This is a genomic window from Sphingomonas glaciei (assembly GCF_023380025.1).
GTDB classification, from domain to species: domain Bacteria; phylum Pseudomonadota; class Alphaproteobacteria; order Sphingomonadales; family Sphingomonadaceae; genus Sphingomicrobium; species Sphingomicrobium glaciei.
This window is the reverse complement of sequence record NZ_CP097253.1, coordinates 21826-40828: the sequence shown is the minus strand read 5'-3', so window position 1 is coordinate 40828 and position 19003 is coordinate 21826. Positions and strand designations below refer to the sequence as shown.

17 protein-coding genes are annotated in these 19003 nt (G+C 64.0%); 2 read left to right on the top strand and 15 right to left on the bottom strand.

The window, feature by feature from the left end; translation table 11 throughout:
* Window positions 1-115: 115 nt before the first annotated feature.
* The 12 genes from M1K48_RS00180 to M1K48_RS00125 all read right to left on the bottom strand — a co-directional run bounded on the left by M1K48_RS00180 (window position 116) and on the right by M1K48_RS00125 (window position 13287).
* Window positions 116-1855, bottom strand: a complete 1740-nt coding sequence (locus M1K48_RS00180) for an FG-GAP-like repeat-containing protein (RefSeq protein WP_249503884.1) — start codon at window positions 1853-1855, stop codon at window positions 116-118.
* 296 nt (window positions 1856-2151) lie between these two features.
* Window positions 2152-2892, bottom strand: coding sequence for a class I SAM-dependent methyltransferase (locus M1K48_RS00175; RefSeq protein WP_249503883.1), 741 nt, complete (start codon window positions 2890-2892; stop codon window positions 2152-2154).
* 63 nt (window positions 2893-2955) lie between these two features.
* Window positions 2956-4152: a capsule biosynthesis protein gene (locus tag M1K48_RS00170; RefSeq protein WP_249503882.1), complete on the bottom strand. Its 1197-nt coding sequence runs from the start codon at window positions 4150-4152 to the stop codon at window positions 2956-2958.
* Window positions 4149-5732 (bottom strand): capsular polysaccharide export protein, LipB/KpsS family, encoded by a 1584-nt coding sequence (locus tag M1K48_RS00165; protein WP_249503881.1) that lies wholly within the window; start codon window positions 5730-5732, stop codon window positions 4149-4151. Before M1K48_RS00165 ends, M1K48_RS00170 begins: the two co-directional genes overlap by 4 nt.
* A 41-nt stretch (window positions 5733-5773) precedes the next feature.
* A complete protein-coding gene (rfbA, locus tag M1K48_RS00160) occupies window positions 5774-6643 on the bottom strand; it encodes a glucose-1-phosphate thymidylyltransferase RfbA (RefSeq protein ID WP_249503880.1) in 870 nt (289 codons plus the stop codon).
* Window positions 6640-7545 (bottom strand): dTDP-4-dehydrorhamnose reductase, encoded by a 906-nt coding sequence (gene rfbD, locus M1K48_RS00155; RefSeq protein ID WP_249503879.1) that lies wholly within the window; start codon window positions 7543-7545, stop codon window positions 6640-6642. Before rfbD ends, rfbA begins: the two co-directional genes overlap by 4 nt.
* A gap of 5 nt (window positions 7546-7550) precedes the next feature.
* Window positions 7551-8609, bottom strand: a complete 1059-nt coding sequence (gene rfbB, locus M1K48_RS00150) for a dTDP-glucose 4,6-dehydratase (protein WP_249503878.1) — start codon at window positions 8607-8609, stop codon at window positions 7551-7553.
* The gene (rfbC, locus tag M1K48_RS00145; protein ID WP_249503877.1) at window positions 8609-9175 is read right to left on the bottom strand and encodes a dTDP-4-dehydrorhamnose 3,5-epimerase; all 567 of its coding nucleotides are present in this window, start codon (window positions 9173-9175) and stop codon (window positions 8609-8611) included. Before rfbC ends, rfbB begins: the two co-directional genes overlap by 1 nt.
* 69 nt (window positions 9176-9244) lie before the next feature.
* On the bottom strand, window positions 9245-10447 hold the full coding sequence (locus M1K48_RS00140) for a glycosyltransferase family 4 protein (RefSeq protein WP_249503876.1): 1203 nt from the start codon (window positions 10445-10447) through the stop codon (window positions 9245-9247).
* Window positions 10405-11253 (bottom strand): inositol monophosphatase family protein, encoded by an 849-nt coding sequence (locus tag M1K48_RS00135; RefSeq protein WP_319941183.1) that lies wholly within the window; start codon window positions 11251-11253, stop codon window positions 10405-10407. Before M1K48_RS00135 ends, M1K48_RS00140 begins: the two co-directional genes overlap by 43 nt.
* Window positions 11240-12079, bottom strand: a complete 840-nt coding sequence (gene kdsA / locus M1K48_RS00130; RefSeq protein ID WP_249503875.1) for a 3-deoxy-8-phosphooctulonate synthase — start codon at window positions 12077-12079, stop codon at window positions 11240-11242. Before kdsA ends, M1K48_RS00135 begins: the two co-directional genes overlap by 14 nt.
* A gap of 59 nt (window positions 12080-12138) precedes the next feature.
* Window positions 12139-13287: a polysaccharide biosynthesis/export family protein gene (locus tag M1K48_RS00125; RefSeq protein ID WP_249503874.1), complete on the bottom strand. Its 1149-nt coding sequence runs from the start codon at window positions 13285-13287 to the stop codon at window positions 12139-12141.
* A 265-nt stretch (window positions 13288-13552) separates the two neighbouring features.
* On the opposite strand from M1K48_RS00125, the gene M1K48_RS00120 reads away from it, so the two are divergent.
* Together M1K48_RS00120 and M1K48_RS00115 are read left to right on the top strand one after the other, a co-directional pair.
* Window positions 13553-15130, top strand: coding sequence for a glycosyltransferase family 2 protein (locus M1K48_RS00120; protein ID WP_249503873.1), 1578 nt, complete (start codon window positions 13553-13555; stop codon window positions 15128-15130).
* Window positions 15131-15138: 8 nt separating this feature from the next.
* A complete protein-coding gene (locus M1K48_RS00115) occupies window positions 15139-16257 on the top strand; it encodes a phytanoyl-CoA dioxygenase family protein (protein ID WP_319941182.1) in 1119 nt (372 codons plus the stop codon).
* 3 nt (window positions 16258-16260) lie between these two features.
* Here M1K48_RS00115 and M1K48_RS00110 read toward each other — a convergent pair whose 3' ends face one another.
* From M1K48_RS00110 to M1K48_RS00100, 3 genes are read right to left on the bottom strand one after another with little or no spacing between them, the layout of a single operon-like run.
* Window positions 16261-16908 (bottom strand): ABC transporter ATP-binding protein, encoded by a 648-nt coding sequence (locus tag M1K48_RS00110; RefSeq protein ID WP_249503872.1) that lies wholly within the window; start codon window positions 16906-16908, stop codon window positions 16261-16263.
* Window positions 16905-17648 (bottom strand): ABC transporter permease, encoded by a 744-nt coding sequence (locus M1K48_RS00105; protein ID WP_249503871.1) that lies wholly within the window; start codon window positions 17646-17648, stop codon window positions 16905-16907. Before M1K48_RS00105 ends, M1K48_RS00110 begins: the two co-directional genes overlap by 4 nt.
* Window positions 17649-17688: 40 nt before the next feature.
* Window positions 17689-18852 carry a capsule biosynthesis protein gene (locus M1K48_RS00100; RefSeq protein ID WP_249503870.1) on the bottom strand — a complete coding sequence of 388 codons (1164 nt, stop codon included), beginning with the start codon at window positions 18850-18852 and terminating at the stop codon, window positions 17689-17691.
* Window positions 18853-19003 lie beyond the last annotated feature (151 nt).

Genomic DNA, 19003 nt, shown 5'->3' with positions numbered 1-19003 from the left:
AGGCGGCTCGACTATGTCGAGACTTCAACGATGCGGTTTAAAAGAACCACAGACCTTCGCGTGTAGGTCGTCATCATGCGCCTGGAAACCAGGGCACCAGACCGTGAAGCCCTGCCTACATCAACCACAGCCCCTGATTGAATCCTGCCAAGACCCCATCCTGGCCGAAACCGACGACATCAATCGCGCCGTCATTGTTCAGATCGGCCAGTTCGCGGTGATAGTTGTTGTCGTTGGTCCAGCCCTGATTGGCACCGAAGTTCTGGATGTCCAGGCGCGGAGTGACGAGAGAGCCGTCTGCCGTTCCATAGGCAACAAAGGTGCCGGCAACGCCAAAGCCGACGACATCGGCGAAACCGTCGCCGTTCACGTCGCCCACGTCGCGAGCGAAGCTGTTCTGGCTTGACCAGCCTTGATCAGTGCCAAAGTTCGCAACCTTCAACTGCGCTGCCTGGAAGGTGCCGTCGCCATTCGACAGCGCAACCCAGGTCCCGCCAGTCCCAAAGCCCAGAACGTCGTCGTCACCATCGCCATTCACGTCGGCCACGGTGCGGTGGAAGAGATTGTCGCTGGTCCAACCCTGCTGCACCCCGAAGTTGGCGACGGCAACCTTTGCGACCTGGAAGGTGCCATCGCCGTTGCCGAGCGCGACCAGGGTCCCGGCCGTGCCGAAACCGATGATGTCCGCCTTGCCGTCGCCGTTGACGTCGCCAGTCGTACGGGCGTTGCGATCCTGGGTGGTCCAGCCCTGGTTGGTGCCGAAGTTTGCGGTCGCCGCAATGGGATCGGTGAAGGTGCCATCGGCCCGACCGAAGGACACGACCGTGCCCGTGGTGGAGAAGCCGACGATGTCGGCGCGACCGTCGCCGTTGACGTCAGCCAGTTCGCGATGGAACTGATTGTCGCTGGTCCACCCGGTGGATTGCCCGAAGCTGGCAGTAGCCAGACGCGGTGCGGCGAAGGTGCCGTTGGCCGAGCCGAAGGCCACCACTACACCGGATTGCCCGAAGCCGACGATGTCGTTGAACCCGTCGCCATTCACATCGGCGATGTGGCGGGGATACAGGTCCTGGCTCGACCAGCCGCCTGCGCCGACGGCAAAGTTGCTCACCAGAACGCCGCTCGCCGGAGCGAATTGCGAGGTGAACACCGTTAATGCAACTCCCCCGCCCACGGCCGCATTGAGGACCAGGGGAGACGTGATGGCAGATCCGAAGGTGAGGCTTCCGCCCGTGAACGTCAGCGTCGAACCGCTGACGCTACCGCTGAAGTTTGCAAGCGTCGCGTCCGAGATCACGATCCGGTCGCCGACCGCGAAGTCGGCAAGGGTATCGCCGTTCAAGCCCGCCGCGGTATCGAGGAAAGTATCGTTGCCCGAACCGCCTGCGAGCCAATCCTGGCCCAACCCTCCCGTGATCGTGTCGTTACCGGCGGAACCGTCGATCCTGTCATTGAACAAGGACAGTGTAATCGAGTCATTGCCGTTGAGAGCAGCGGTAATGAGTCCGAGATCGTCGGCATTGGAGGTCGTCGTGATCGCGTCGTAAAACGCCGCTGCACCGATGGTGACGCCAGACGTGTACCAGTAAAGCCGGTTGGTACCGGTCTCGACTACTCCGAAGAAGCTAACAGTACCCGACAGGAGACGTCCATTGGCGTCACTGGTGAAGTTGCTTCCGAGAAATACCAGTTCGGTCCCGTTGGCGCTTCGGATGGTGTATTTGTCCTGGTATGTGACACCTGCAAAGGTGAATTGACCATTATTTTGTTGTTGAGTGCCGACCGAAGTGCGGAGGTAAAACGACAGATCGACGGAAGAGAGGTCAAACTGCTCGAACGCTACAACTCTAGCCATCAATTAAACTCCCGATATCAAACGCAAACTGGCGCCGGTTTCCACGGCGAGATGATGTCACTCGTCTCTGTTCGAAGCGGGATTGGTGCATATGACAGGGTAGTCGCTGGGTCGGGCTCGACCCAGGTACCACACGCAAATCTGACGCGTCCCGCTTTCGCATAACCCACAGAAACGAGCGTCCGGGCGTAAAGCTCCGTCAGTTTGAAGACAAAGGCGAGGTGTCCCAAAATGGTCACAGCCGCTCGTTCCCAGAAGCCTCTGCTCGGCCGTAGTCCTCTCCGCGCGAACTCTGATCAGGCGACCCGTCCAAACAAGCTCACTGTGAGGAACCTGCCATGCAATTCGCTCTTGAGCAGGATCTGCGACACTCCCTTGGTCGAGAGCATGTCGACCACGTCGCTCAGGGCGTAATTGTTCATCTGCATGGCGGGCGCGTCCCACGCGCGGCCTGCAAGCAAATTCTGTATCGTCTTGACGCCGGGCACGTTTGCACTGGTCCACCACAAGACACGAGACCGTCGCCTATCCGTGCGCGTGGACAAGTGAAGGTGGAACCCGCCGCCGGGCGCAACCCGCTCGATCAGTGCGGCGATAAGTCGCTTGCCACGCCGAACCGGCACATGCTGCAGCACCATGGCGGAATTGACGAAATCGAAGGTGCGTTCGACACCCGATAGCTCATCGTCAGACCTGGCGAACTCGACGTTTGAAATCGTGTTCGCTGCACAATTCGCCTCCGCCTCGGCAAGCATGGCCGGGGAGACATCGACCCCAACCACCTGGTCGAATTCAGCTGCTAAGGGCATCGTCAGGCGGCCGACACCACAGCCATGGTCGAGTGCACTGTCACGCGCCAACGGCCCGAAATGCTGTTCGAATGTGGCGAGCATAGCCGCGACTTGCGCCCGGCCACTTTCAAAGAAGGTGGCGCGATGGGCGTCGATCCGATCCTTCGTGAAGCGAGGGTCGGCGAGAACGCCGAAATAGGGATCCGTCCGGCCCCAGCGATCCCACATCCGGTCAGTGTCGATCAACGCAGCCTCTATCGCAGTCGACTTCGGCAAGAGCGAGGATGGACGGTCCGCACCGGACCATGCTCAAACGGCCATCCGCTTGAGCATTCCCTCGACCAACGTGTCCACCGCTGACTCGCTTGCAAGCCCGCCCCGCACCAGGCAGCGATCCACGAGCACCTTGCGGAATGCTTCGAACAATCCGGGCTGGGGTGCGCGCGGAGCGGACCAGAAATCGTCGACGTGACCGCAGTGGGTCAAGCCCTCCATCTTGTAGATTGCCCCGCCGATCGCGCACACGGGCTTGCCGTGCAGCAGCGCCAATGTCGCCGAGGTACTATTGACGCAAATCAGGCCGGTCGTCTCCGCGGCCATTTCGTCGAGGTCGCCGCCATCGATGAAATGGACCCGATCGGCGACCTGGAGACGACGCGCCAGTCTGGCGACAAAGCCGCCCCAATCGAAGAAACTGCTGTCGAGCGGATGTCGCTTGATGAGAAGGTGCGCGTCACCGGGGGAATGCATGGCGAAGCTCTCCAGCACATAGGCCGTCGCTCCCTGCATATCCACGAAGGGGGAGTGCGCCCGTATCTGGAAGTCACCTGACAGCTGAAGCGGAAAGAGGAAGACCTTGCGCCCGCGCACGGCAGCCCAGGTCCGCTGCGCCAGACGCTCGCGCCTGTCCTGGCGCAGGAGCCGCCACGTCCAACCGAGGCCCTCCATGAAGAGGGAACCCTTCCGATGGGACCGGTAGTGCGGGTAGCGCAAGCGACCGGTGACGACATGATGATAGTACCAGTAGGAATCGCGCGCCCTTCGCCTGAAGCTGGCGCCGATGGTCGGCAACGAAGGCACTTCCGGCAGATGGGCGGCTTCGGCCAGGAACCATTCCTTGCTGCCCCGAAGGGACGATCGCGCATTCACGCCGTCCAGTTCCAGCGTCATCCAGTTGGGTCGGAGGTATCCTTCCTCCAGGACGAAGGTCCGCACACCGCGAAGCTTCGCAATCCCATGGGCCTTGACGTGATAGGGCCGACAATCTCCGAACAGCAGCAAGTCGGTAATCGACTGCTCCCGCAGCAACCGGTCGACGAAGGTCGGCCATTCCGAGAAAGTGCCTCGATAATCGATCGCGCCTTCCGGCCAGTCGAGCCGGTCACCGCCGCCGAGATTGACCCGGCAAACCCGATGCCCGCGCTCACGCAAGGCGTCGCCTAACCGACGAAAGAGCGGTCCGGGCGGACCTTGCAGCAACAGGAAGGAGCGAATGGGAATGGTCACACGGGATCGTTGCGATGAAGTCGTCGCTTTAGCCAGCCCACAATGCGGCGGGCAAGCACCAAGGCAGAGGCGCCGATGCTGCCTTGCCGCGTCCCGTGGGCAAGGCGGGCGACGGCTACCTCGGCAGAACATGGGAGGTTCGTCACCGGATCGACGTAGCGTGGGTAGAGAAGCAGCGTGGCAGCCGAAAGCTCACCCAGCGACCGCCGGGCCGTCCGCCGTGGAGGAATCGATCCCAGGTCGGTCGTCAGGCCCCATCCGGCGTAGAAGGGCACGCCGTAGGTCACCACGGCCTTGCCCCTGACCAGAGCCTCGAAGCCGGCCAGGGAACTGTTGACGTGAACTTCGTCGACGAGGTCGATCCACGAGGCAATCGAGCCCTCCCGTACGATCTCGTCGGCAAATTGAAGGGCTACGGCTTCGGGGACGACTCCCTTGCGGTGCCCGGCTTCGACGTCGGGATGCGGCTTGAACAGGACATAGGCATCGGGTCGGGCCGCCCGTACCCGCCTGAGCAGTTCAAGGTTGGTCAGTGGAGGACCGTCGATCGACAGCACGGCGCGATCATCCTCTACCTGCGCCGGGACGAGGACGTGCGGCTTCGGGGAACGCCGATCGAGCCGCTGATGACCGCTGTCATATTTGGTGAGCCCGAGCGTAGTGATCCGGCGCTGCAGACTGTCGAACCTGTCCAGAAGGTCCGGCGTGAACCGTCCACTCTGCAAGAGCTGCTCCAGCCTGCTGGGCGTGCGTCCATCGAAGTAGATGCCGATCGGATCGACGACGATCGACTGCGGAGGGACGCAATTCGCGCCAAGGCCGGCCGAGCGGATGAACCCGTCCTCGACTTCGATCAGCCTGACGCCTGAAGCTTCCAGTTCCGACAGGACAGCCGGCGCGGTGCGGGATCGCCAGACCGCGACGGCCTGCCCGGCAGTAAGTTCGGCAGGATCGCGGTCGAAGCGCTGCTTGTCGGAACCGCCCCACAATAAAGGCTCGGTGGTCGCACGTTTCCAGCCGGCGAATCCATAAATGGCAGCGATCTCGCGATTGGCATCGATCAGTTCGCGCCATTGGCGGCACAATGCGATCACTTCTGACCAGCTCATTGGCTCGTCGCCGAAAGGATCGCACATCAGGAAGCCACCGAGTGCCGCCTTCAGGAGTGGGCGAAGTTCCTGCCGGCCGAGCGGCCGTGCCGGCGCCGCAGATCCCGGTCGGCGAACCGGGACGCCCAGCAGTCCCGCGATCAGGTAATGGTCACCGCCCGGATCGCAGCTGATTTCCCGCGCAGCCGAAAGAAGGTGCCAGGGATCGACGTCAGCGCCCAACGTCGCCAGGTCGTCCGGACCGAGATGGTCAGGAAAGTCCCCGGGAACCGGCTGGGCGCCCCAGTAGCAGCCACCCACTCTCGCCTCGCGAATGAGCTCAGCCAGTTCGTCGAGGGTCTCGTCCGACAGATTTCCTGCGATTGCCGAGAGCACGAAGCCGTCATATCGCCGCCGCGGGAAAGGCGGGATCGAGAGAAAGGCGTGCGAACGGGCGCTCCGTCTCGATCGAATCACATCCATCGCGACCATGGTTCGGACGAGTTGCAGCGATGGCCGCGCACGCCTTTCTTTCAGCCGAATTTCAGGATGCGCTGGAGATATTTCGCATAGTCACTCTTACCCAGGCGTTCGATGGCCCGCTCCAGTCCAGCATCGTCGATGAAGCCCTGCCGCCATGCGATTTCCTCGGGACAAGCGATCTTCATTCCCTGGCGTCGTTCGAGCGTCGAGACGAATTCGGACGCTTCCTTCATGCTGTCGGGCGTTCCCGTGTCCAGCCAGGCGTAGCCCCTTCCCATTGTCAGCACGCTGAGCTCGCCGCGCCGCAGATATTCACGATTGACGTCGGTGATCTCATATTCGCCACGAGCCGACGGCGCGATGTTCGCAGCGATATCGACCACCTGTTCGTCGTAAAAATACAATCCCGTGACCGCCCAGTTCGACTTGGGCTCCTCGGGCTTTTCCTCGATCGACAAGGCGCGCCGCTCGTCGTCGAAAGCCACCACTCCGTAGCGCTCCGGATCGACGACCTGGTAGGCAAACACGCTTGCTCCACTGGGCCGGCTACCGGCTTCGTCTAGCAACTCAGGCAAGCCGTGTCCATAAAAGATATTGTCGCCCAGCACGAGGCAGGAGGGACTGCCGGCGACGAAGTCGGCGCCGATAACGAAGGCCTGCGCCAGGCCGTTGGGTTCGGGCTGCTGGGCATAGCTGATGGTCATCCCCCATGCCGACCCGTCGCCCAGCAGATGCCGGAACGCGCCTTGGTCGTGCGGGGTGGTGATGATCAGGACGTCCCTTATGCCCGCCAGCATCAGCGTGGTCAGGGGATAATAGATCATCGGCTTGTCGTAGACCGGCATCAGCTGCTTCGAGACTGCAAGCGTCATGGGGAAAAGCCTGCTGCCGCTCCCCCCCGCCAGGATGATACCCTTCACTTCGGTGCCTTTGCGTTGGGGGATTGAATAAGTTCGGCGACGACATTCGCGACCGATGCGCGCCAGGGCGAGAGGCGGATACCGTGGCGCTCGGCAATCCGGCTGCAATCGAGACGGCTGTTGGCAGGCCGCCGTGCCCTGGTCGGAAAGTCTCCGGTCGCAATCCGGACGACCGAGGCGCTTGGCCCGCCGAGCAACCCCGATACCGTGAAGACATGCTCGGCCAGGTCGGCCCAGCTTGCTTCATCGGGTGCGGCGAGGTGGAAGACCCCTCTCAATCCGGGGTCCGTGCTGCGGACGAGGTTATCGCCGGCCTCGAGGACAGCGGCAGCGATGTCGAGCGCTCCGGTCGGATTGCCGACCTGGTCCGCTACCACGCGAAGCTGCGATCGGTCCGCGGCGAGCTGCAGCATCGTCTTCACGAAGTTACGACCGAACGGGCTATAGACCCATGCCGTCCGCAAGACGGCGACATCGCCGTGCGCGGCCATGACCGCCCGCTCGCCGTCAAGCTTGGTACAGCCGTAGATGCCGGTCGGGTTGGGCGCATCATCCTCTCGATAGGGCCCGCTCTTCCGCCCATCGAACACATAGTCGGTCGACAAGTGCAGCAACGGCACTCCGATCCTGTTCGCGGCCTGCGCCACGGCCGCCGCCCCGGCGACGTTCACCGCCTCGGCGAAGCGGGGCTCCTCCTCGGCCTGATCCACGGCCGTGTAAGCGGCAGCCGAGACGATGAAGTCGGGCCTTGCGGAAGACAGCGCAGCGACGATGGTCTGCTCAGGAGCCGAAAGGTCTAGTTCCGGCCGCCCGATGGTCACGACCTCATGCCCGGACAACTGCCCCAACCGCTTCAGCGATCGAGCGACCTGCCCTTCATGCCCGGTGACCACGACGCGCACGAGGCTCAGCCTTCGGCTTTCTCGATGAGGCCCAGTCGCGAGCCCGCATAATGGTGCCGCAGCGGCTTCCACCACCATTCGTTGTCGAGGTACCAGCGCACCGTCGCCTCGATTCCGGAATCGAAATCATGCTCGGCGCGCCAGCCGAGCTCCCCTTCAAGCCGTGAGGCATCGATCGCATAGCGCGCGTCGTGACCCGGCCGATCGGCGACGAATTCGATCAATTCCTCGCGCGGGCGGGCAAGCGGGACCTGCGTATCGAGGACGGCGCAGATCCGGCGGACCACGTCGATATTGCGCCGCTCGTTGCGGCCGCCGACATTGTAGGTTTCCCCGAGCCGGCCACGGTCGACGATCAGGTCGAGCGCACGGGCGTGATCCTCGACGAACAGCCAGTCCCGGACATTCTCCCCCTTTCCGTACACCGGAAGCGGCTTGCCCTCCATCGCGTTGAGGATGGTCAGCGGGATCAGCTTTTCGGGGAAGTGATAGGGTCCGTAATTGTTGGAGCAATTGGAGACGATCACCGGGAAGCCGTACGTCCTGTACCAGGCCTTCGCGAGATGATCCGAAGCCGCCTTGGTCGCCGAATAGGGCGAACTCGGATCGTAGGGCGTATCTTCCCGGAACAGGCCTTCGGCACCCAGCGATCCATAGACTTCGTCGGTCGAGACGTGGAGGAACCGGAACCGGTCCTTTTGCGCATCGGGCAGGGCGTTCCAATGGCCCCGCGAGACCTCCAGCATCGTGAAGGTCCCGATCACATTGGTCTGCACGAAGTCGGCGGCACCGGTGATCGAACGGTCGACATGGCTTTCCGCCGCCAGATGCATGACCCGGTCCGGCTTGAAGTCGGCAAAGGCTCGCTCGATCGCACCACGATCGCAGATGTCGGTCTGGAGGAAACGATGGTTGGCGCGGCCCTGGACATCCTTCAGCGATTCAAGGTTGCCGGCGTACGTCAGGGCATCGACGGTGAGGACCTCATAGCCCTTTTCCAGCACCAGGAAGCGCACCAGGGCCGAGCCGATGAAGCCTGCTCCCCCGGTTACCATCACGCGCATCAACGATCTCCGATCGAGAAGAAAGGTGGCAGGTCGGTCAGCGCTGGCTGCGCCCGGTCCTTGCCCGAAAGGGTTTGAGGGTCCGCGATCTCGGGCCACTCGATGCCGACTGCAGGATCATTCCACGCCAGACCCTTGTCGCAGCCGGCGTTGTAATAGTCGGTCACTCGATAGGCGACGACGCTGTCCGGCAGCAGGGTGCAGAAGGCATGACCGAACCCCACCGGAACCCACAATTGGTTGTTCAGCTCGGGAGTCAGGACGACCGAGGCCCATCGACCGAAGGTTGGTGAGTCATGACGCAGGTCGACCGCGACGTCGAAGACGGCCCCGCTCAGGCATCGCACCAGCTTGCCCTGAGCCGCAGGCGAGGTCTGGAAGTGGATGCCGCGGATCGTGCCCGCCTTCACGCTGAGCGACTGATTGTCCTGAACGAAATCGATCTTGCCGGCATGCTCCTGGAACGGTTCGGCACGGAAGATCTCGGAGAAATAGCCGCGCTCGTCGCCGATCTTGCGAGGGACGATTTCGAGAAGACCAGCGGGGTCCAGCGGTGTGATCTGCATGGCATGGCTCGCAACGAGAGAAGGCCGCAAGCCATCCCGACGACGGAGGGCTTTACCTGCTCGGCATCGTTAATCAATCAGCTTAGCGAGCCACGGATCGAGCGCGGCGAAATGAAGCGCCCAGTCGGGCACCTGGAAGCCCTTCATCCGGGCCAGCTGGACGTCGCGTTCGCCGCCTTCGGCGGCAAAGGCAATGATCGCCCGCTCCCACGCCTCGACGTCATCGGGATCGAGATAGGTGGGAATATCGCCCGCCACTTCGCGATAGACCGGAAGGGCGCTCGCGATGACGGGCGTTCCGAACTCCAGGGCTTCGAACACCGGCATGCCATAGCCTTCCGCATGAGACGGCATCAGCAGTGCACGGGCTCCCGACAGCAATCGGCTCAGTTCCCCGTCGGAACAGCGGGAGCGTTCCTGGACGATGGGGGCGAGTGGACCAAGTGCATCGAGCCGCGCGAGCACTTCCTCCGCCTGCCAGCCCCGGGCCCCGACGATCACGAGTTTGGGCGCCCCATCCCCGAAGCGCTCGAACAGCCGGCGCCAGACGTCGAGCAGGAGGCGATGGTTCTTGCGGCCTTCAATCGTGCCGAGGACGAGGAAATAGGGGTCCCCGCCCGCTGGCACCGAGGCCGGCCGCTCCAGCGTGCGGCCGCTCAGCCAACCGACGACATGGGGCGGCATCGGCATTCCAAGTCGCGCCGCCTGAGCCGCGAGATCGTCGATCGTCGCCTGCGAATTCCCGACCACGCCGGACGCGCTGGCAAGAACGGTGCGGATCCGCCGCTCGTGCTTCCGATCCTCGCCCGGCCGGCAATATTGCGGATGGGTCAACGGAATGAGATCGTGGATCAGGTACACCGCGCGAAGGCGGTGCCGCTTGATCCAGCGTGGCAGCGCTGCATCCTCCAACCCGGTATGTCCGACGTTCAGGTACAAGGCTCCGGACGGGGTCCGCTGGCGAACTGCGGACAGTCCCGCCTTGGCGGCGAACAGCGCGAAGCGGCTTCGGAACCTCGGACCGCCCGACAGCAGAAGTGCGAACAGCCTGTCGGAATCGCGCGGGGACAGGGTGAACACCCAGCCCTTGCGCTGGATCACGGCTTGCGCGCTCCCGGCGAAATGCTCGACATAAGCGAGGCACACCCGATCGACGCCGGTCGGCAGGTTGCCGCGCCAGCGCCGCCAGATCAGCCTGGTGACGTCGAGGAGCAGGAGTGTCGAGGGGCTCAGTTCGGCAAATCCGTCAAACGCGCGGCGGCCCCGTCCCACAGCGCCTGATCGGTCGCGACCAGCAGTCCCACCTTCGCGTCGTCGACCCGGTAGCCGCTGCCGTCCAGCCGAGCACAGCGGCCGCCAGCCTCCTCGATCATCAGGGCCCCTGGGGCATGATCCCAGGCAAGCGTTCGCTCGTAAAGGGTCAGGTCCGGCCCGCCGCTCAGCATCGCCGGATAGTGGGCCGCGGCGCAGCGGGGAATGTCGACGATCCGGTAGTGACCCTCAAGCCTGGACCTCACGGCCTGCAGCCGCTCGGGTCGACGTTGCAGCAAGGGAGAGAGACCGATCACCGGCGGGACCTCCGCCCCTCGTTCGCACCGCACTGGTTGGCCATCGATCCAGCAGCCGGCCCCCGCAGCCGCCCAGCAAAGCCGGTCAGCGAGGGGATCGAGGATCCATCCACCGACGGTCCGCCCGCCGCTGGCCAGCGCGATCATGATCCCGAAAGGCTCCTGCCCCTCGGCATAATAGCCCGTCCCGTCGAGGGGATCGACGATCCAGCACAGAGGGTCGCCTAGACGATCGAGCAGGCCGGGCCGTGCGTGAACCGCTTCTTCACCGACGATGGAGGCTTCGGGGAGGATTGCGGCCAACCCCTGCTCCAGCATCGCCTCGCACTCGCGATCGGCAATCGTCACGACTTCGCCGGCGCTTTTCTCTTCGGCGTCTCCGCTCGCAAGCGTCCGGAAGCGTGGTAGCAGGACCTCGCTCGCCGCCCTTCGCATTAGTGCGGCGACCTCCCCGGTCAGACCCGCGGCAAGGCGCCCGGCTTGCAGCCGTGTCGCCTCAGCTCGGCTCACGGCCGCCCAGCCCCGCCTGCTGCAGGCGCAGCAGGTCCGCGACAATCGCCTCGAGCTCGTTCAGCGGAATGGCATTTGGCCCATCCGACAGCGCCTCAGCGGGATTGGGGTGGCATTCCATGAACAGACCGTCGACGCCGACCGCAACCGCCGCCCGCGCCAAGGGATGGACGAACTCGCGCTGCCCACCGGACCGATCGCCAAGGCCGCCGGGCAACTGGACGCTGTGGGTCGCATCGAACACCACCGGACACCCCGCCTGCCGCATCAGCACGAGACTGCGCATGTCGACGACCAGGTTGTTGTAGCCGAAGCTCGTCCCCCGCTCGCACACGGTGAAGTGATCGTCCCGAACGCCCGCCGCAGCCGCCGCGGCCCGTGCCTTGGCGATCATCGGTACGACGTCGGCAGGCGCCATGAACTGCGCTTTCTTGAAGTTCACCGGCCGACCGCTCGCCGCGGCGGCCTCGATGAGATCGGTCTGCCGGGCGAGGAAGGCGGGCGTCTGCAGCATGTCCACGACCTCGGCCGCGGCACGCACCTGATCGGGCGAGTGCACGTCGGTCAGAACCGGCAGGCCGGTGACCCGCCTCACCTTGTCCAGGATGGCCAGGCCTTCGTCGAGGCCAACCCCGCGAAAAGACGTGGCCGCCGTCCGGTTGGCTTTGTCGAAGCTGGCCTTGAAGATCACCGGCAGACCATGCCGCCGGGCGATCCCGGCAAGCACCTCGCCTACCTGCAGGCACAACTCCTCGCTCTCGATCGCGCATGGTCCGGCGATAAGGAACAGCTGTCCCTTGCTGGTGATCGGAAATTGCAAGTTCACAACCTCGTTCGTTCGGCGTCTTGGCCTGGGCCGGCCTCGTATCAAGTCGGACGGCGGCCCTAGCGCACGGTCGATTGCGCGGTTGCGACGGGCAGGAACAGCTGGCTGACCAACTGGACGAACTTGCTGACCTGATTGGCGCGCGCATTACCGACGTACAACAGGTCGCGATCCCGCATCATGAACCGCTGCGACAGCAGGTAGGCGCCGGGCTGCATCATGTTGAGGCTGTACACCGTCGGCCGGTCGACGCCCGCCGCATCCTTGTCCATGCGGAACACGAAGATGGCCGCCGCATCGCCCTGGTTGGGATTGGCACCGCCGCCCAGCGCCACGGCCTGGGCGAGGCTCAGCGAGGATCGGGGGAAGGTGATCTCCTCGGCCCGGCTCGCCGCTCCCAGGACCGAAAAGGTCTGCGGGCGGCTGATGACCGACACCCGGTCGCCCGGTGCCACCCGAATGTCCTCGGCGGGCAGGTCGAGCAGGTCGCTGAGCCGCATCTCGAAAGTCCCGCCATTGCGCTCCACGCGCGCCACGGCATCCTTCGCCTGCCCGCGATAGCCTCCCCCGAGCGCAATCGCATCGGACAGCGTTTCCCGGTTGGTGGTGAGGACCAGGCGCCCGGGGCGAGCCACTTCGCCGCCCAGGATGATGCTGTTGGATACCGAATCGCCAACGGTGACGATCACCTGCGGGCTTTGCGACTTCCCTCGCAAGCCACCCTGGATGGCAGCCTGCAGCCCGGCGGCGGTCCGGCCGGCGGCCCGCACTTCGCCGACGAACGGAACCTTGATCATGCCCCGGTCGTCGATGCGCATCGCCGGCAGTCGTTCGGCGGTAGAGCCTGCGGGAATGCCGAATGCCGCGCTCTCCCCGGCACCGACGATCGATCCGCCGCCGAACAGGCTGACCCCGACCTCGTAGATGGCGACGTTCACGACATCGCCCGGCCCGAGGAGGTCGGTCGGACGCTGGCCGGCGTCCCGCAGGGTCGGGACGATCTTGGCCGGTGGGAGCGGGAGATCGGCGACCCCGGCGACGTTCACCAGCTTGTAGGGAAAGGGCGCCTCGGTGATGTCGGCGCTCTTCCGGATGGCCGACCCGGTGGGCCCGCTGCTCGGCAGGGTCGAACAACCGCTGACCAGAAGGCAGGCCGCAAAGGCCGCAAACGACCGTCGACCAAGACTTACCGACTTCGGCAAACGCATTATATCTCCGACATTTAGCTGGTGGCTGGGGCTGACCCGCGCGGTCTACCACTCAGCCACCGGAGGGCGCAAGTCGGCATGCGGCCTTGCCCTCGGCGTTTCCGTCGTCAAAGAAGGCGGCGGCCGCCACTCCCCCATCATGCGCCGCTGATCCGGCAGAAGGTCTCAAAGCGTGTCCCGGTTCTGGCGCAATTCCTTTCGGCTACTGAGATATCGTCCGGCGCAGGCCCTGCTCGCAATCTACTGGCGGGTGTCCCGAAGAAGGGTGCGCGCCGGGAATGTCGTGCGCGACGCGGCCAGGGACCTGCCGCTGGCCTACGACATGTGGCTCGATGAGGAGGACCGGCGGCTGGCGGGCCACAGCAGCGTGCATCCCGACGAGGCCGCGCCCACCTTCGCCATTCTCCTGGTCGGGACCGAAGAGGCCGCGGAAGGAATGGTGGATCGCTCGAGGCGGTCGGTCGAGGCGCAGACCTATTCCGCCTGGTCGTTTTACCCCTCTTCGGTCACGGATTTCCGGTCCGGGGCCACGACCGTCGATGGCGACTACGTCCTCCTGCTGCATGTCGGTGATCGACTGCCCAGGTCGGCGCTGTTCAGGCTTGCCGAGCAGATCGTCGAGGACCGCCCTGCCCTGCTCTATGGCGATGACGACCGCCCGTCGCTTCGTGGCAAGGAGCGACAGCCGTGGTTCAAGCCGGCCTGGAACGAGGAGATGTTCCTCGCCCTCGACTATCTTTCGCCGGCCCTCGCCGTCCGCCGCGACATCTTCGATCGGGTATCGGAGCGGGCTGCGCCCGATCTGCCGTTCGATGCCTTCCTCGTCGACCTCGTCATGGCTGCTTCGCCGGAGATCGTTCACGTCCCGGCGATCCTCAATCACGCCGGGGCGCCGCCCCTCCCCCGCCCTGAAAGGTTGAGCGCCGTTGCGCGGCATCTCGGCGACCGCGCCCGGTGCCTCCCCGGGCCGTTCGATACGGTGCACGTGCACTGGCCGCTGCCCGACCCACTGCCGCTCGTCAGCATCATCGTGCCGACCCGCGACAAGGTCGACCTGCTGCGGGCCTGCCTCGAGAGTGTGTTCGAGAAGACGGCCTATCAGCCCTATGAGATCATCGTCGTCGACAATGGCAGCAGCGAGGCTTCGACCTTCCGTTACTTCGATGAGTTGGCGTCGCGGCCGAACGTCAAGCTGATCCACTCGGCTGCCGCCTACAATTTCTCCGCGCTCAACAATCTGGCGGCGCGCCAGGCCCAAGGGTCGTTCCTGCTGCTTCTGAACAACGATACGGAAGTGATCTCGCCCGAGTGGCTGGATGAAATGATGCGCTATGCCTGCCGCGAGGATGGCGGAGCTGTGGGCGCGAAGCTCCTCTACGAAGACGGGTCGATCCAGCATGCCGGGGTCGTGGTCGGAATGGGGGAGGCCGCGGGCCACGCCCACCGCTTCCAGGCTCCCGACGATCCCGGCTATTTCTGGCAGGCGCATGTTCCGCACTTCGTCAGCGCAGTCACGGCTGCCTGTCTGCTTGTTCGCCGCGACAAATATGAGGCCGTGGGCGGGCTGGACGAGGAGGGGCTGCCGATAGCCTACAACGATGTCGACCTGTGCCTGAAGCTGGAGCGGGCAGGCTGGCGCAATGTCTATACGCCGCATGCCCTGCTGTATCACCACGAGTCGAAGTCGCGCGGCAACGACCTGTCTGTCGAACATCTCGACCGGTACATGCGCGAACTGAGGATCTTCCAAGAGCGATGGGGTGCGCGGACCTATGCCGACCCGCTACACAACCCCAATCTGGATCGCTACAGTGAACGATATTCGATCAACCTTCGGCGCTAGGACCGGTCGTGCCTGCCAATAATCCATTGCCCGGCGTACCGCTGGTCGAGTCTCCCCTGTTCCGGTCGATGCTAGACGACCTTGGACTCTCCCCCGAAGAGCGGCGCATCGCGACCGACCTCCACGAGCGCGGCTATGCCGTCATCGACTTCCCCGATCCGGCGATCGGGGAGCGCGTGGATCGGATCAAGAAGAGACTCGCGCCGCGCTTCGGGATCGATCCAAACGATACCTCGACCCGGCTCGAGACGGGCGGGCTGCAGCGGGTGCAGGACGCCTGGCGCGAGGACGAGGACGTCAGGGCCATCGCGACCAATCCGGCCGTCCTGTCGCTGCTCGAACGTCTGTACGGCCGGCCGGCCATTCCCTTTCAGACGCTGAACTTTCCGATCGGTACCGAACAGAAGCTGCACAGCGACTCCAACCATTTCTCCAGCATACCGGAACGCTTCATGTGCGGGATCTGGCTGGCCATGGAGGACGTGCACGCCGACGCGGGTCCCCTCACCTACGCCCCGGCGTCTCATAAATGGCCGATCGTCAGCAACCTTATGATCGGCCGCCGCGGAACGGGCGGCGCCCTGCAGTCCGCGCAGGACCCCTTCGAAGACGTGTGGAACGCGATGCTGGCGGCCAGCGGATCGCAGCAGGAAGTCCTGCTGATCCGCAAGGGTCAGGCCATGATCTGGGCTGCCAACCTGTTGCATGGCGGCAGCGTTCAGACCGATCACAGTCGCACGCGCTGGTCGCAGGTGACCCACTATTATTTCGAGGATTGCATCTACTACACGCCCGCCTTCTCGGACGAAGCGCTGGGCGACCTTGCCGTCCGGTCGATCTTCAACATTGCCGCAGATCGCCCGCAGCCGAACCTATATCTGGGCGAGGTGCTCAAGGCGAAGGACGATGGCGCAAGGGACGAGGCCGGGACTGGCCGCCGCAGATTTCCCTGGCAGCGCAAGCCGCGACCGGCCGGGCGTCTCCAGCCGCAGGCCGAACTTCCGGGCGATTTCGACGCCGCGGCCTATCTCCGGCTGAACCCGGACGTCGCCGAGGCGGGAATGGACCCGGCCGAACATTATCGCACCTTCGGCTATCGCGAAGCACGACCCTATCGACAGGGTTGATCGTCACAGGTGGTTGTAGCGGTCGAGGGCCTCCTCGATGTCGCCGTACAACCGTGCCTTTCCGTCGTGGATGATCGCCGCTCCGTTGCAGAATTCCCGAACCAGGTCCGCACTGTGCGACGCGAAGATCAGGGACCGGTCGTGCCTCTTCTCGAATAGTTCGTAGCGGCACTTCTCGAAGAAATTATGGTCGCCGACCATGATCACTTCGTCGACGAGATAGCAGTCGAACTCGATCGCCAGCGACAAGGCAAAGGCAAGCCTTGCACGCATGCCGGACGAATAGGTCTTTACCGGCATCTTGAGCTGCGCGCCGAGCTCGCTGAAATCCGCGATGAATTCCTTCAGCTCGCTATATTCGTGGCCATAGATGCGGGCGATGAAGCGCGCATTGTCATAGCCCGTCAGGCTGCCTTGGAAGCCGCCTCCGAAGCCGAGCGGCCATGACACGCTCATCTGTCGCGTAATCTTGCCCGCCGTCGGCAGTTCGACGCCGCCGATCAGCTTGATCAGGGTCGTCTTGCCCGCGCCGTTGCGGCCAAGGAAGCCGATCCGCTGCCCCTTCTCGATCGCCAGATCGAGGCCCCGCAGCACTTGCTTGCGGCCCGACCCCATCGGATAGGATTTGCTGAGACCTTCGCAGACGATCATTCGACGACCAGATCGCGCCGGACGCGCCGGCAGAGTATGAGCCCGAACAGGGTCAGCACCAGGCAGGCGGCGGTGGGAACGAAGAAGCCATATTCAGCGTCCACGCGGCTACCGAAGATCCCGTCGCGCATCATCTCCATCGCATGCACGAAGGGCGAATACCAAAGCACCGCCTGCGCAGGGGGAGTAAGCCACGACATCATGGTGAAGGTGCCGGAGAACGGGATGGCGATGTAGGTGGTGAGCGGAACCAGCTTCTCGAGGATATCGGACTGCTCTGACAGCGGCGCGAGGCACAGGACGAGCGCGAGGGTGAACCAGGCGTAGTAGAACCAGCCGACCAGAAAGATGCCCAGATTGGCGGGAACGGGGAACTCGCCGACCGCGATCAGCAGGATCGCGATGAAGACATAGGCCATCATCGCACCGATCAGCTCGACGAAGAAGCGAACAAAGATGAAGTCGAGCACCTGTATCTGGCGATGATAGAGCAGGCTGCCGTTCACGCTGAACACGCGAACCGATCTCTGCAGCGACTGCCGGAACAGGGTCAGCGGAATATAGCCGGTGGCGACAAAGGCGATGACGCTGACGCCATGCTCCTCGGGGCCCTTCATGAAGCGCCACAGGACACCGACCACAAGCGCGAACAACAGGGGTTCGGCCATGATCCACAGGAAGCCGATGTTCTCCCGCCCGAAGCGGGTCACCAGCTCGCGCAGCATGAGGGCGCTGATCACCCTCCGCTGGATACCCCAGCCGGCAGCCAATCGACTCACATCAATCCTCGGGTGAATGCTCGAGAATGCCGACGATCAGCATCCAGCCGATGAAGTAGAGGCACAGCGACGCCCCGAGGATGGTCAGCACCTGCCGCCAGCCGTTGGGCAGGGCGGGATCGTCGGGACGATTGGGCTCCACCACCCGCTCGAGATAATATTGCTGCTTCTGCGATTCCGTCCGCGCCTGCTCGAGCGAGGTGTTCGCGGCCGTCAGCATCTGCGTGGCGAATTCCTGCTCTACCTGCAGTTTCTCGAACGTCGCCAGCTTCGAGGAGATGGCGCGAGGCGAGCCGACCGCGCGGCTGTTCTGCTTGTCGATGGCCGTGCCGACGGCGGCGATCCGTTCGCGGAGCGCCGGAATGGCTGGGTTGAGAGGCGCCACCTGGACCATCAGGTCAAGCTGCGCCTGCAACGCCGCCTGCTCGGTCACCAGCCGATTCGAGATTTCCAGAACGCCCTGGGCCTGCCGCTCCGGATCGATGATATTGCTCTGGTTGCGGAACGCGCTGAGCGACACACGGGCATTGCGAACGCGTTCCTCGGCCTGCAACAGCCGTCGCTCCGCTTCGCTGATGGCGCGGTTTTCGGCGCGCTGGTTCAGGCGATTGACCAGTCCCTCGCTGAGATCGAGGAGGCGGGCATTGATCGCCAGGGCATCCTGCGGGGTGAAGGCTTCGACCTGCAGCACCGCCATGTTGCTTTCGCTGTCGATGTCCGCGGACACGCGACTGTTATAATAGCGGAACAAGTCTTCGAAGGTGGTGCCGCGGAAGGGCTTGGGGAACCGTGACAGGAAGTCCGCCCCCCGCTCGGCATACAGGTCACGAACGTTCAGCTTGGCCTGCAAATCCTTGAGCGCGTTGCGCGACCGAAGATACTGGAGGATTTCCTTGGTCTGCTCGCTTCCCATCCCGAAGCCGGTGGTCTGGACGATATTGGCAAGCGACAGCGACTGGGTCGGCCGCTGATTGGGCGACTTGATCACGAAGCTTGAATAACTCACGTAGACCGGCGTCGCGATGAACGCATAATATACGATGGCAAGCAGAGTCGGCAGCCCGACGAACAGGCCCATGAAGCGATGCCGATAGAACCACGACCGACGCTGCGATTGCCGGATGACTTCCGTCAGGGCCTCGTGATCGAGATTGTTTGCGTTCATTCCTAAACCTCTTGAGGCGTCGCAGCGCTGGCGCCAGCCTCTTAAACATAGTTTTCTGGCGCTTAGCTGAAGCGGAGCGGTCTGGCCAGAAAAGTCCGCGCGCCAGGCGGCGGATCCCGAACGGTCGTCGGACCGGCACCGGCAAGCCGGA